9 protein-coding genes are annotated in these 13305 nt (G+C 61.3%); 6 read left to right on the forward strand and 3 right to left on the reverse strand.

Annotation, left to right across the window (positions count from 1 at the left end; genetic code table 11):
• The first annotated feature begins 73 nt into the window (after positions 1–73).
• From BM019_RS15500 to BM019_RS15510, 3 genes are all read left to right on the forward strand, one after another.
• Complete coding sequence (locus tag BM019_RS15500; RefSeq protein WP_092418804.1) at positions 74–1183, forward strand: efflux RND transporter periplasmic adaptor subunit; 1110 nt, start codon at positions 74–76, stop codon at positions 1181–1183.
• The gene (locus BM019_RS15505; RefSeq protein WP_092418805.1) at positions 1180–4269 is read left to right on the forward strand and encodes an efflux RND transporter permease subunit; all 3090 of its coding nucleotides are present in this window, start codon (positions 1180–1182) and stop codon (positions 4267–4269) included. The genes BM019_RS15500 and BM019_RS15505 overlap by 4 nt, the downstream gene beginning before the upstream one ends.
• A gap of 268 nt (positions 4270–4537) precedes the next feature.
• The gene (locus BM019_RS15510) at positions 4538–5128 is read left to right on the forward strand and encodes a hypothetical protein (RefSeq protein ID WP_037004713.1); all 591 of its coding nucleotides are present in this window, start codon (positions 4538–4540) and stop codon (positions 5126–5128) included.
• Positions 5129–5786: 658 nt separating this feature from the next.
• Here the strand turns inward: BM019_RS15510 and BM019_RS15515 are convergent.
• Both BM019_RS15515 and BM019_RS15520 read right to left on the reverse strand, forming a co-directional pair.
• Complete coding sequence (locus tag BM019_RS15515; protein WP_092418806.1) at positions 5787–6848, reverse strand: AraC family transcriptional regulator; 1062 nt, start codon at positions 6846–6848, stop codon at positions 5787–5789.
• Between the two features lie 12 nt (positions 6849–6860).
• Positions 6861–7865 carry an AraC-like transcriptional regulator QhpR gene (locus BM019_RS15520; RefSeq protein ID WP_092418807.1) on the reverse strand — a complete coding sequence of 335 codons (1005 nt, stop codon included), beginning with the start codon at positions 7863–7865 and terminating at the stop codon, positions 6861–6863.
• A 205-nt stretch (positions 7866–8070) separates the two neighbouring features.
• Here BM019_RS15520 and BM019_RS30810 point away from each other — a divergent pair, with 205 nt between their 5' ends.
• A complete protein-coding gene (locus BM019_RS30810) occupies positions 8071–8217 on the forward strand; it encodes a hypothetical protein (protein WP_175510657.1) in 147 nt (48 codons plus the stop codon).
• Here the strand turns inward: BM019_RS30810 and BM019_RS15525 are convergent.
• Positions 8208–8831 carry a TetR/AcrR family transcriptional regulator gene (locus tag BM019_RS15525; protein ID WP_239691077.1) on the reverse strand — a complete coding sequence of 208 codons (624 nt, stop codon included), beginning with the start codon at positions 8829–8831 and terminating at the stop codon, positions 8208–8210. The two genes, BM019_RS30810 and BM019_RS15525, sit on opposite strands and share 10 nt — an antisense overlap.
• A 156-nt stretch (positions 8832–8987) precedes the next feature.
• Between BM019_RS15525 and BM019_RS15530 the strand changes: the two genes are divergently transcribed.
• Both BM019_RS15530 and BM019_RS15535 read left to right on the forward strand, forming a co-directional pair.
• Positions 8988–10145: a MexC family multidrug efflux RND transporter periplasmic adaptor subunit gene (locus BM019_RS15530; protein WP_092418808.1), complete on the forward strand. Its 1158-nt coding sequence runs from the start codon at positions 8988–8990 to the stop codon at positions 10143–10145.
• 27 nt (positions 10146–10172) lie between these two features.
• Positions 10173–13304 carry an efflux RND transporter permease subunit gene (locus tag BM019_RS15535; protein ID WP_092418809.1) on the forward strand — a complete coding sequence of 1044 codons (3132 nt, stop codon included), beginning with the start codon at positions 10173–10175 and terminating at the stop codon, positions 13302–13304.
• Position 13305 lies beyond the last annotated feature (1 nt).

Genomic DNA, 13305 nt, shown 5'->3' on the forward strand with positions numbered 1-13305 from the left:
GTGTGACCATTGACAGATATGGTCACAATACTGAGAATGTGCTGCATGTCCTATTGTTCAAGTAAGGGAACCTATGCGCCGGCTCCGACCTGTCCCCATTGCCGCTTGCCTGTTGCCTCTAGTCCTGACGGCGTGTGGCGACTCATCCACCGTTGAAGATCCACGCACGCAGGCCCCTCTGGTGAGGTCCTCTGCGGTGCAGGGGGCGTCCGGTGTTTCACGCTCTTTCACTGGCGTCGTGGCGGCCCGCGTCCAGGGCGACCTGGGTTTTCGGGTATCGGGCAAGATACTTGAGCGCTTGGTCGACACGGGCCAGACCGTCAAGCGGGGTCAACCGCTCATGCGTCTCGACCCAATCGACCTGGGATTGCAGGCGCGAGCGCAGCAAGAGGCGGTCATCGCCGCTCGGGCCCGAGCCAAGCAGACAGCCGATGACGAGGCGCGCTATCGCGACCTGGTCGCCGCGGGGGCTATTTCTGCATCGGCCTATGACCAGGTCAAAGCCGCAGCCGATACCGCAAAGGCGCAGCTCAGCGCCGCTGAAGCGCAGGCTGACGTAGCCCGCAATGCTTCTGGTTATGCGGTGCTGTTTGCCGATTCCGATGGCGTGGTGGTGGAGACGCTGGCCGAGCCCGGGCAAGTCGTCAGCCCGGGGCAGCCCGTGGTGCGACTGGCGCGGGCAGGGCAGCGCGAAGCCATCGTGCACCTGCCCGAGACGCTACGCCCGGCAGCGGGATCCACCGCGCAGGCGACGCTGTATGGCAACACCACGGAGGCTGTTACAGCGAAGCTGAGGTTGCTTTCAGACTCGGCCGACCGGATGACACGCACCTTCGAGGCGCGGTATGTGCTTGAGGGCGCGCTGGCCAATGCGCCCTTGGGTTCGACCGTCACCCTGCGGATCGCCGAGGGCAGCGCCAATGGACAGGTGCTGCAAGTGCCGATCGCCGCCATTCATGACCCGGGCCAGGGCACTGGCGTGTGGGTCATTGCTGGCACACCGGCGAAGGTGGCCTGGCGACCTGTCCGGGTCCTGGGCTTGAGCGACGACGCAGCGCAAGTTGCCGGCGATCTCAAGGCCGGCGAGCGGATTGTGGCCTTGGGCGCGCATCTACTGCGCGAGGGGGAGGAGGTGAGACTGGCTCAACAGGGTGACGTCAACGTTGCCGGGAGCCATCCATGAGCCAGGGGCGCTTCAATCTCTCGGCGATCGCCGTTCGCGAACGTTCGATCACGGTATTCCTGATCTTCCTGATCGCTGTTGCTGGCACCCTGGCGTTCTTCAAGCTGGGGCGGGCGGAAGATCCGCCGTTTACGGTCAAGCAGCTGACGGTCATTACCGCGTGGCCGGGCGCCACGGCGCAGGAGATGCAGGACCAGGTCGCAGAGCCCCTGGAAAAACGTCTGCAGGAACTGAAATGGTACGACCGCACGGAAACCTACACGCGTCCAGGTCTCGCGTTCACGATGGTGTCGTTGCTTGACAGCACGCCGCCCTCGCAAGTGCAGGAAGAGTTCTATCAGGCGCGTAAAAAGCTCGACGACGAGGCCATCAAGCTACCGGCGGGTGTCATTGGCCCGATGGTCAACGATGAGTTCTCAGACGTGACATTTGCGCTTTTCGCCTTGAAAGCCAAAGGCGAGCCGCAACGACTGTTGGTGCGTGATGCGGAGTCGTTGCGCCAGCGCCTGCTGCACGTGCCCGGCGTGAAGAAGGTCAACATCATCGGCGAGCAGGCCGAACGCATCTTTGTCTCCTTCTCCCATGATCGGCTGGCCACGCTGGGCGTCTCTGCCCAGGATATTTTTGCCGCGCTGAACAATCAGAACGCGCTCACGCCTGCCGGCTCGATTGAAACCGACGGGCCGCAGGTCTTCCTTCGTCTCGACGGCGCCTTCGATAAGGTGCAGAAGATTCGTGACACTCCGATTGTGGTCCAGGGGCGCACGCTCAAACTCTCTGATGTGGCAACTGTCGAACGGGGCTATGAAGATCCAGCAACCTTCCTTGTGCGTAATAACGGGGAAGAGGCTCTGTTGTTGGGCGTCGTGATGCGAGACGGCTGGAACGGCCTGGACCTGGGCAAGGCGCTGGACGCCGAGACGAGCAAAATCAATGAAGGCATGCCGCTGGGCATGACGCTGACCAAGGTCACCGATCAGTCTGTGAACATCAGCTCGGCCGTCGACGAGTTCATGGTCAAGTTCTTCGTCGCCCTGTTGGTTGTGATGCTTGTCTGCTTTCTCAGCATGGGCTGGCATGTAGGTATTGTGGTGGCCGCCGCTGTGCCGTTGACGCTGGCCGTGGTGTTTGTGGTGATGGCGGCCACGGGCAAGAACTTTGACCGTATTACCCTCGGGTCGCTGATTCTGGCGCTTGGCCTGCTGGTGGATGACGCCATCATTGCCATCGAGATGATGGTGGTGAAAATGGAGGAGGGCTACGACCGCATCAAAGCCTCCGCGTATGCCTGGAGTCATACGGCCGCGCCGATGCTCTCCGGTACGCTGGTGACCGCCATCGGCTTTTTGCCCAACGGCTTCGCCCAGTCCACCGCCGGCGAGTACACCAGCAACATGTTCTGGATCGTGGGCATCGCCCTGATCGCCTCCTGGGTCGTCGCGGTGGCCTTTACCCCCTATCTGGGGGTGAAAATGTTGCCAGACATCAAGCCGGTCGAAGGTGGCCATGCGGCCATCTACGACACCCCTAATTACAATCGCTTTCGCCGGATTCTGACGCGGGTCATCGCCCGCAAATGGCTGGTGGCCGGCACGGTTATCGCGGCGTTTGTCGTGGCGATTCTCGGCATGAGCCTGGTCAAGAAGCAGTTTTTCCCCACCTCGGACCGTCCCGAGGTGCTGGTCGAAGTGCAAATGCCCTATGGAACCTCCATCGAGCAGACCAGCGCCACTGCCGCAAAGGTCGAGGCCTGGCTGCACAAGCAGGATGAAGCAAAAATTGTCACGGCCTATATCGGGCAAGGCGCGCCGCGCTTCTACCTGGCGATGGCGCCGGAGCTCCCCGATCCCTCGTTCGCCAAGATCGTGGTGTTGACGGACAGCCAGGAGGCGCGCGAGGCCCTCAAGTTCCGTCTGCGCGAGGCCATTGCTGAAGGGCTTGCCCCGCAAGCGCGGGTCAGGGTTACGCAGTTGGTGTTTGGTCCGTATTCGCCATTCCCCGTGGCCTACAGGGTAATGGGGCCTGACCCGATGAAGCTGCGCGAGATTGCCGGCCGGGTACAAGAGGTCATGCAAGCGAGCCCGATGATGAGGACGGTCAACCGCGACTGGGGACCACTGACGCCGACGCTGCATTTCAGCCTGGATCAGGATCGCTTGCAGGCGGTTGGCCTGACATCCAATGCAGTCGCCCAGCAGTTGCAGTTCCTGCTGGCCGGAGTGCCGATCACGGCGGTTCGTGAAGATATTCGTTCAGTGCAGGTGGTGGGTCGCGCCGCGGGTGACATCCGGCTCGACCCCGCCCGGATTGAAGGCTTCACATTGGTGGGAGCGGCGGGTCAGCGTATCCCTCTGTCCCAGGTTGGAGAGGTGGATGTGCGCATGGAGGATCCGATCCTTCGGCGTCGTGACCGCACCCCGACCATTACCGTGCGCGGCGACATTGCCGAAGGCTTGCAGCCACCGGACGTTTCGAGCGTGATCATGAAGGAGCTGCAGCCGGTCATCGATACCTTGCCTGCCGGGTATCGTATCGAGCAGGCGGGGGCCATCGAGGAGTCGGGCAAGGCTGGCCAGGCGATCTTGCCGCTGCTCCCGATCATGATTGCCGTCACGCTGCTGATCATCATCCTGCAGGTACGCTCGGTCTCGGCGATGATCATGGTGTTCCTCACCGCGCCGCTGGGATTGATTGGCGTGGTGCCGACGTTGCTGATCTTCCAGCAACCGTTCGGGATCAACGCCCTGGTCGGCCTGATCGCACTTTCAGGCATCCTGATGCGTAATACGCTGATTCTGATCGGGCAAATCCATCACAACGCACAAGAAGGACTGGATCCGCTCCACGCAGTGATCGAAGCCACGGTACAGCGTGCCCGCCCGGTATTGCTGACAGCGTTGGCAGCCATCCTGGCGTTCATCCCCCTGACGCACTCCGTCTTCTGGGGGACCCTGGCCTACACACTGATCGGCGGTACATTTGTCGGCACCATCATGACGCTGGTGTTCCTGCCGGCGATGTACTCCATCTGGTTCAAGATCATTCCTGTCAATCAGAGGCAAGCCGAAACAGCGGAACTGATGTAGCAGGCGAACCCGCTAGAAGAGAGGACGCCATCGCCGTCCTCTCGTGGTTTCGAGCGTGGCCCGACCGCAGGGCAACGCCAGCATCGATAAGGGGAGGGTGGTGCAGCAGCTAGTTTTAGAAAAGTGGCATGGCACGGATCACCATTGACATCTTTCTTCACCCACTGGATGAATTTGATAAAGGGTGGATCAAAGCTATATTCACCAAGGACAGTGATCTTAATTATTTCCAAATACGTGTTAAATATCCGGGCAGGAGCCAAGAGACATGACAGGGGAAGATCTGATTAGGGCTATAAACAACAACCCAACACTCATGGAATTGAAGAATTGTCCTGGTGTGCCAGCTCAAATGAGCTGCGCTGTTTACGGGAAGGTGCAAGATGATGTTGGAAATGATGTCATTGAAAATAATGCGAGCATGAAGTACCAAATCGAACAAGCACTTTTGTTTCGTGGCGATCACTCACAGACAGCTGTTTGGCACTTTCTTATTACGGGATCAGCGGTTCATCACTTTGTCGTTATCCCTTGGTACAAGCAGTCAGTCGGGACAGTGTATACGGTCTTTATGGCTTACGAGCATAAAAAGGGCGACGAGTATGGGTACTCGGTGGATAAGTATGTCAAACATATCAATCCAGCCCCTGGCGAGATTAAAGGCTACAAGACAGTTTGGACGGCAAACGACCTAAGCACCATGCTCTCTGACTTGCTAACTAAGAGTAACGCCTGGGAAGAATATTTCGGTAATGTTGGACCCGCTCAGGCAGATGCAATCCGCTACTATCAATACAAAACAACAGCACTAAGCTCTGCAGTTTCCAACGTGAATCAATACAAAGAGCTCTGTCGGTAGGCTACTTGACCATCTTGGCGACTTGGCCTGCGGTTACCCAAAGCCCACCTTCAGTACTTCGATGTGCAGGTGGGCCTCGGCCAGCAACTTCTTGAGTTTGGTATTCTCCGGCTCGATCTTTAGGCTCTGGTGCGCGCTCACCACGCAAGCCACGCACCAGGCCCGTCAATAATTACCACTGGCCGCTTATGAGGCAGCCGACGATTTCCCAACCGCTGTATTCCCACCAGGAATTTGGCTATTACAAGGCGCAAGGTTCTCAGGATCCGTTCGTCCTGGATTACATCGTTGAGGTGCAGGCACGAGCTGCGGCAGAGTGAATCGAGGCCTGGGCCTGGCTTCAAATGTGAGCGTCAGAAGTAAAGTGTAATTAATTCAAGTTTCTGATTTTTATATAGAATTCGACAAGGCTGCAGCTGAAAGGTGGAAAAACTCACATGGTCAATCACTGATTTACACCCTTTGAATGCTGAATTTTAGTCACTTCTTTCTACCTGCCTTAAGTCGCGAGGAGCCTTTCACTGAAGTTTGTTGATGCTGTTTTTCTTAAACGCTTGCTGAAATTTCACCATTCGTCAGCTGACTATGGAGTAATTCTGCAGTTGTCGCGTTATCGCTGCTCGTAAGTTATTGATTCATAATGGGGAAAAAGTACTGTTCACAGTCGGCTTTGCCGATCATTCAACCGGCTCTGAAGCAGAAATGGCTGTCTGCGTAACCCCAACTGCTTCTGGCATTCCAGCGGGGACATGCCGAACCAGCGATTGAATGCTCGGGAAAAGGTGCTGACGTCTGCGTAGCCGAGCAGTTGCGCCACGTGGGTCATGCTGATCGAGGGGATTTTCAGGTAGTTGTGCACCATTCCCTGGCGGGTTTCATCCAGCAGTCGCTGGAAGGAGGTGCCTTCCTGCGCCAGGCGGCGCTGCAGTGTGCGTGGGTTTATCGCCATGCAATCGGCAACCCGCTCGATCGTGGCCCGACCGCTGGGCAGCAGGTTGCGCAGCAATTGCCTGACGTAGCCTGGCATTTCGTCTGCGGCCAGGCGTTCCATGCCGCTCAGATGTTCAGCCATCAGTTGGTGCAGGGTTTCATCGGCAAGACTCAGTGGCAGCGCCAGCACCGAGGCGTCGAATAGCAGCCCGGTGTGGGCAGCGGCGAAGGTCGGTGTAATACCCAGCGCCTGCCGATAGGCTGGCTCAGCGCCAAGGGGAGGGTGGCGCAGCAGCACCGCCTTGGGGTGCCAGTCACCGCCTGCCAGGGTGCGCATCAGCCGCAAGCCGACAGCACAGGCCAGTTCTTCTGCCTGAGCCAGTCCGGGAACTGCCTGTTCGCCGGCCCGATAGCTGAAGAAGGCCATGCCGTCGACGATATCCAGGCCAATCTGCGCCGCGCCGTTGTAAAACGCGTAGTTGGCTCGCAGTTCGAGCAGCGCAGCACCGACGGTTCGGGTGTTGTGGATCAGGTAGAAAATATCGCCAAAGACATCGATCCCCTGGTAGAGCCCATACTCCAGGCCGAACAACGCGTTGCTGGAGCTCTGCTGGCAGAGTTCCAGCAACGCGCAGTAGCGACGGAAGGACAGGATATCTTCCGGCCGGCGCAGGGATGCCGGCGGCAGGGAAGCGCAGCGCAACATATGAGTCGGATCCAGCCCCTGGCGGGCGGCGAATTTGTCGAAACCCGCAAGGCTGAGTGCGCGAATGAAAGGATTGATCGTCATGTTTCGCCACTTCTATTGCCGATAAGGGGATTGCAAACGCTGCTTCCACTTTTGCGGGCTCATGCCGTTCCAGCGGTGGAAGGCCCGGGAGAAGGCGCTCAGGTCCGCGTAGCCGAGCAGGCCGGCCAGTTGCGTCAGGCTGATCGACGAGTCGCAGATATAACGCGTGGCCATTGCCTGGCGCGTCTTGTCCAGCAGCTCCTGAAAGCCTGTGCCTTGGGCCTGAAGATAGCGCTGCAGGGTGCGCGGGCTGATCATCATGTACTCGGCGACCTGGCGTATCGTCACCTGGCCACTGGCAAGCCGGCTGCGCAACAGTTTCTGCACGTAGGACGGCAGCTCCTGCAGCGTCACCCGGGCCAGCTCGTCGATATGCTGCTGGACCAGTTGCTGGCATCTGGCATCCGTCGGGCCCAGGGGCGTCGCCAGCAGTGATTCATCGAATACCCAGGCATTGACCGGGCTGTCGAAGCGCGGAAGCACGCCCAGCAGAGCACGGTAGGCTCCACGGTCCGCGGCGGCGCAATGGCGCAACATCAAGGTCCGCGGCTTCCAGGCGTGCCCCAGCAGGTCGTGCAGCAAGTGCGCGGCCACGCCCATGGCCAGCTCCACGGTCTGACGCACCGAAGTCAGGGCTCCGTCGGTGACGTCATACAAGAGCAGGGCGCTGCCAGCCTGGCGTTCGAGACGCACTTGCGCGCCATCGCTATGGACATGGAAATAATGGGTCAGCAGCTTCAGGGCTTCCCCCAGGTTGCCGGTGCTGCGCATGGCGTACAACAGCGGTCCCAGCCCTTGCGGCCCCTGGCGCAGGCCGAACTGCAGACCGAACAGGGGATTGTTCGCGCGCTCTGCGCAGAGCTCGATCAAGGCATTGAACTGCAGGCCGGAAAGCTGCCCGGGTAACGGGTCTGCGGGCAGCTTGACCTCGGCCAGGGCCTGGTACGGATCGAGCCCCAGGCTGCTGACAAACTCAGTGAACCCAAGCAGGGCGGTGCCACGGACGGTAGACGTCATCTCAAGCCCTCGAATGAGCCACGGGGGTGGCCAGCCGCGCGGCTGCCGGCCTGTTGCCAGAGCGCCTGACCCGAGTCGCGCCTGGCAGGATTTGCACAATAACTGGCGCGATCTGCAAAGCTTTCGCCCCTGTCCGCGACCAGACTCGAATGACCAATAACAAAAGACCTGCGTTCAGCCCGAGGCTGGATGATGGAGGTATTCGATGCGCCGGTTCTTCTCCGCTTTCCTGGTGGTCGCCCTGATTTCGGGCACCGTGTATTTTCAGTTTCAGCCTTCGAACAAGACGATTCACCATCAAACCAAGCACCCACCGGTTGCCAGCATCAGCGAAGCGCTCGGTCATTTCTGAGGGCTCGCACTCAAACCTGAAGCGCCGTTTCCGGCTCGGGCGCAGGCATCGCTCGATGCGCCGGAACACAGGGCGCCATGCAAGAACATCTGCTCCAGTGTGTGGGCTGAGTTGGCATTGGCCGCCCGCCCGCGTTGTTCGGCATCGACCATGCCGTAGATCAGGGTGATGAACAGTTCACTGAAGATCGCTGCGGTAATGTCGATACGAAACACGCCTTGCTGCTGGCCGCGCAGGAAAAACGCGTCCAGCGCTTCGAGGTAAGGCTGCCAGCGCGCGTCGCCGTGCTCGAAATCGAGGAAGTCGGGGCGGTATTGCGCCATCAGGAACGCCAGCAGCTCACGATGGGCGAGGTGTTCCCTGATCAAGCGGCGTAGCGCGTCCAGCGGCTCGGCGTGCTGCAACCCGGCGCTCTTGATGATCCGCTCGAGCGTGCCCTCGGCATACGCCTCCAGCCGTTGCCCCAGGTTTTCCCGTGTGCCGCAGTAGCGGTGCAGGGTCGCCTTGCTGACCCCCACTAATTGCGCCAGCTCCTTCATGGTGGCACGCGGTCGATTGACCACCGCCAAGGTCAGCGTCTTGAGCAGATGTTCATCATGGGAAGTCGGGGTCATCACCAAGCCTCGGATGGATTTTCCGGATGGGCACCTGTGCAGGGCACTATCCAGGTTTCTAAAATATGACAAATATTGCTCATATGAGTCATTGTTGACTCATTAGGATTTGGAAAGTAGCATTCGAGTCGTTTTCAATCAAGCCTCGGGTGATTTATGGGCAATTTGCGTGCAATAGGGATGGCAGGCTCGTTGGCAGCAGCCATTGCGCTGGCCGGATGTGGTCCGGCGAATGAACAAGAGAGCGTGGCCGAAGTGGCACGCCCGGTAGAAGTGCTAGCGGCGGTGACCGAACCCCTGGCCCTGACCTCGGAGCTGCCGGGCAGGGTCGAGCCCATGCGCGTGGCGGAAGTGCGTGCACGGGTGGCGGGGATCGTCATGAAAAAACGTTTCGAGGAGGGGGCTGATGTAAAGGCCGGCGACCTGCTGTTCCAGATCGATCCGGCGCCGCTCAAGGCCGCTGTGTCGCGTGCCGAAGGCGAGCTGGCCCGTGCCCAGTCCGCGGTGCAGGAGGCCCAGGCACGGGTCAAGCGCTACGAACCGCTGGTGAAGATCGAGGCGGTCAGCCAGCAGGACTTCGACAGCGCCACCGCAGACCTGCGCAGTGCCCAGGCCGCGACCCGTTCGGCCCAGGCCGACCTGGAAAGCGCCCGGCTGAACCTGGGTTATGCCTCGGTCACCGCGCCGATTTCCGGTCGTGTCGGTCGCGCCCTGGTGACCGAAGGGGCGCTGGTCGGCCAGGGAGACGCCACGTTGATGGCGCGGGTCCAGCAGCTCGACCCGGTGTACGTCGACTTCACTCAGTCGGCGGCGGACGCGCTGCGCCTGCGCGAGTTGCTCAAGGACGGAAAACTTTCCGGCGACGACAACAAGGTGCTGTCGATCCGCGTCGAAGGCACGCCTTTCGAGCGCCAGGGCTCGCTGCTGTTCACCGATGTGGCGGTGGATCGCGGCACCGGCCAGATTGTCCTGCGCGGCAAGTTCGCCAACACCGACGGCACCCTGTTGCCGGGCATGTACGTGCGTGTGCGCACCCCCCAGGGGACGGATAACCAGGCGATCCTCGTGCCGCAGCGCGCGGTGCAACGCACCAGCGATGGCAGCGCCCAGGTGCTGGTGGTCGGCGCGGACGAGCGGGTCGAGGCACGAGTCGTGCGCACCGGCACCATGCAAGGTTCTCGCTGGCAGATCAGCGAAGGGTTGAAGGCGGGGGACCAGGTCATTGTCGGTGGTCTTGCCGGCCTGCAACCCGGTGCCAAGGTCACGCCTAGCCAGCCCCAGGCCCAGGCTCAGTTGCCTGAGTCGAAACAGTAAGGCCGAGTTCGCCGCGAGGATTTTCCGATGTCTCAATTCTTCATCAAGCGCCCGAACTTCGCCTGGGTCGTGGCGCTGTTCATTTCACTGGCGGGCCTGCTGGTCATTTCCAAGCTGCCGGTGGCGCAGTACCCCAGCGTCGCGCCGCCGCAGATCACCATTACCGCCACCTATCCCGGCGCCTCGGCGAAGGTGTTGGTGGACTCGGTCACCACCGTGCTCGAGGAGTCGCTCAACGGTGCCAAGGGCCTGCTCTACTTCGAGTCGACCAACAACTCCAACGGCGTGGCCGAGATCGTGGTCACGTTCCAGCCCGGGACCGACCCGGACCTGGCCCAGGTGGACGTGCAAAACCGCCTGAAGAAGGCCGAGGCGCGCATGCCGCAAGCCGTGCTGACCCAGGGCTTGCAGGTCGAGCAGTCCAGTGCCGGCTTCCTGCTGATCTACGCGCTCAGCTACAAGGAAGGTGTTGAGCGTGGCGATACCACGGCGCTGGGTGACTACGCCGCGCGCAACATCAACAACGAGCTGCGGCGCCTGCCCGGCGTCGGCAAGTTGCAGTTCTTCTCCTCCGAAGCGGCCATGCGCGTGTGGATCGACCCGCAGAAACTGGTGGGCTACGGGCTGTCCATCGACGACGTGAGCAATGCCATTCGTGGCCAGAACGTCCAGGTGCCGGCCGGTGCCTTCGGCGCCGCTCCGGGCACCTCCCAACAAGAACTGACCGCGACGCTGGCGGTCAAGGGCACCCTGGACAACCCGGATGAATTCGGCCAGATCGTGCTGCGCGCCAACGAAGACGGCTCCCTGCTGAAGCTGGCCGATGTCGCGCGCCTGGAAGTCGGCAAGGAGAGCTACAACCTTTCCTCGCGCCTGAACGGCAAGCCGACCGTGGGCGGCGCGATCCAGCTGTCGCCGGGCGCCAACGCCATCGAGACCGCGACCCTGGTGAAGGCGCGCCTCGCCGAGCTGTCGGCATTCTTCCCCGACGACATGGAGTATTCCGTACCCTACGACACCTCGCGCTTCGTCGACGTGGCCATCGAGAAGGTGATCCATACCTTGATCGAGGCGATGGTCCTGGTGTTCCTGGTGATGTTCCTGTTCCTGCAGAACGTGCGCTATACGCTGATTCCGTCGATCGTGGTGCCGGTGTGCCTGCTGGGTACGTTGCTGGTGATGTACCTGCTGGGCTTCTCGGTGAACATGATGACCATGTTCGGCATGGTCCTGGCCATCGGTATCCTGGTGGACGACGCCATCGTGGTGGTGGAGAACGTCGAACGGATCATGGCGGAAGAGGGGCTCTCTCCGGTCGAGGCCACGATCAAGGCGATGCAACAGGTTTCCGGGGCCATCATCGGCATTACCCTGGTGCTGTCGGCGGTGTTCCTGCCGCTGGCGTTCATGGCCGGTTCGGTGGGGGTCATCTACCAGCAGTTTTCGGTATCGCTGTCGGTATCGATCCTGTTCTCCGGTTTCCTCGCGCTGACGTTCACCCCGGCGCTGTGCGCCACGCTGCTCAAGCCGATTCCCGAGGGGCACCACGAGAAGCGCGGCTTCTTCGGCGCCTTCAACCGTGGTTTCGCCCGCGCCACCGAACGCTACTCGTTCCTGAACTCGAAGCTGGTGGCGCGCACCTCGCGCTTCATGCTGGTGTACGTCGGCATCATCGGGGTACTCGGCTACTTCTACCTGCGCCTGCCGGAAGCCTTCGTGCCTTCGGAAGACCTGGGCTACATGGTGGTCGACGTGCAACTGCCGCCCGGCGCGGCGCGCTCCCGGACCGACGCCACCGGTGAAGAACTCGAGCGCTTCCTCAAGTCCCGCGAGGCAGTGGCCTCGGTGTTCCTGGTCTCGGGCTTCAGCTTCTCCGGCCAGGGTGACAACGCCGCGCTGGCCTTCCCGACGTTCAAGGACTGGTCGCAACGCAGTGCGCAACAGTCGGCCGAGGCGGAAATCGCCGCGTTGAACGAACATTTCGCAGTGCCTGGCGACGGTACCATCATGGCCGTGTCGCCACCGCCCATTGACGGCCTGGGTAACTCCGGCGGTTTCGCGTTGCGCCTGATGGACCGTGGCGGCCTTGGCCGCGAGGCGTTGCTGCAAGCCCGGGATACGCTGCTTGGCCAGGTCTACGGCAACCCCAAGTTCCTCTACGCGATGATGGAAGGCCTGGCCGAGGCGCCACAGTTGCGCCTGGTGATCGACCGCGAGAAGGCGCGCACCCTGGGTGTGAACTTCGAGACCATCAGCAGCACGCTGTCCTCGGCTTTCGGCTCGGACGTGATCAATGACTTCACCAACGCCGGGCGCCAGCAGCGCGTGGTGATCCAGGCCGAGCAGGGCGCGCGGATGACTCCGGAGAGCGTGCTCAAACTGTATGTGCCCAACGCCAAGGGCGACCTGGTGCCGCTCAGCGCCTTCGTGACCACGCAGTGGGAGGAGGGGCCGGTACAACTGGTGCGCTACAACGGCTATCCGTCGATCCGTATCGTGGGCGATGCCGGGCCCGGTTTCAGTACCGGCCAGGCCATGGCGGAAATCGAACGCCTGGCCTCGCAGTTGCCGGCCGGTATCGGCTACGAGTGGACCGGCCTGTCCTATCAGGAGAAGGTATCCAGCGGCCAGGCGACGCAACTGTTCGCCCTCGCCATCCTGGTGGTGTTCCTGTTGCTGGTGGCCCTTTACGAGAGCTGGGCGATCCCTCTGACGGTGATGCTGATCGTACCGATTGGCGCGATTGGCGCGGTGCTCGCGGTCATGGTGGTGGGCCTGCCCAACGACGTGTACTTCAAGGTCGGCCTGATCACCATCATCGGCCTGGCGGCGAAGAACGCGATCCTCATCGTCGAGTTCGCCAAGGAACTGTGGGAGAAGGGCTACAGCCTGCGCGACGCGGCGATCGAAGCTGCCCGCCTGCGTTTCCGGCCGATCATCATGACGTCCATGGCCTTCATTCTCGGCGTAGTGCCCCTGGCGCTGGCCACCGGTGCCGGCGCGGCCAGTCAGCGCGCGATCGGTACCGGGGTGATCGGCGGGATGCTCAGCGCAACCTTGCTGGGTGTGCTCTTCGTACCGATCTGCTTTGTCTGGGTGCTGTCGTTGCTGCGCAGCAAGCCGGCTCCCCTCGAACAACCGGCCCTGGCCCAGGAGTGAT

The sequence above is a fragment of the Pseudomonas sp. NFPP07 genome, assembly GCF_900115645.1.
Classification (GTDB): domain Bacteria; phylum Pseudomonadota; class Gammaproteobacteria; order Pseudomonadales; family Pseudomonadaceae; genus Aquipseudomonas; species Aquipseudomonas chlororaphis.

Coding starts and splice junctions, on each gene's coding strand:
- BM019_RS15500 (WP_092418804.1), top strand. CDS start 74: ATGCGCCGGCTCCGACCTGTCCCCATTGCCGCTTGCCTGTTGCCTCTA.
- BM019_RS15505 (WP_092418805.1), top strand. CDS start 1,180: ATGAGCCAGGGGCGCTTCAATCTCTCGGCGATCGCCGTTCGCGAACGT.
- BM019_RS15510 (WP_037004713.1), top strand. CDS start 4,538: ATGACAGGGGAAGATCTGATTAGGGCTATAAACAACAACCCAACACTC.
- BM019_RS15515 (WP_092418806.1), bottom strand. CDS start 6,848: ATGACGATCAATCCTTTCATTCGCGCACTCAGCCTTGCGGGTTTCGAC.
- BM019_RS15520 (WP_092418807.1), bottom strand. CDS start 7,865: ATGACGTCTACCGTCCGTGGCACCGCCCTGCTTGGGTTCACTGAGTTT.
- BM019_RS30810 (WP_175510657.1), top strand. CDS start 8,071: ATGCGCCGGTTCTTCTCCGCTTTCCTGGTGGTCGCCCTGATTTCGGGC.
- BM019_RS15525 (WP_239691077.1), bottom strand. CDS start 8,831: ATGACCCCGACTTCCCATGATGAACATCTGCTCAAGACGCTGACCTTG.
- BM019_RS15530 (WP_092418808.1), top strand. CDS start 8,988: ATGGGCAATTTGCGTGCAATAGGGATGGCAGGCTCGTTGGCAGCAGCC.
- BM019_RS15535 (WP_092418809.1), top strand. CDS start 10,173: ATGTCTCAATTCTTCATCAAGCGCCCGAACTTCGCCTGGGTCGTGGCG.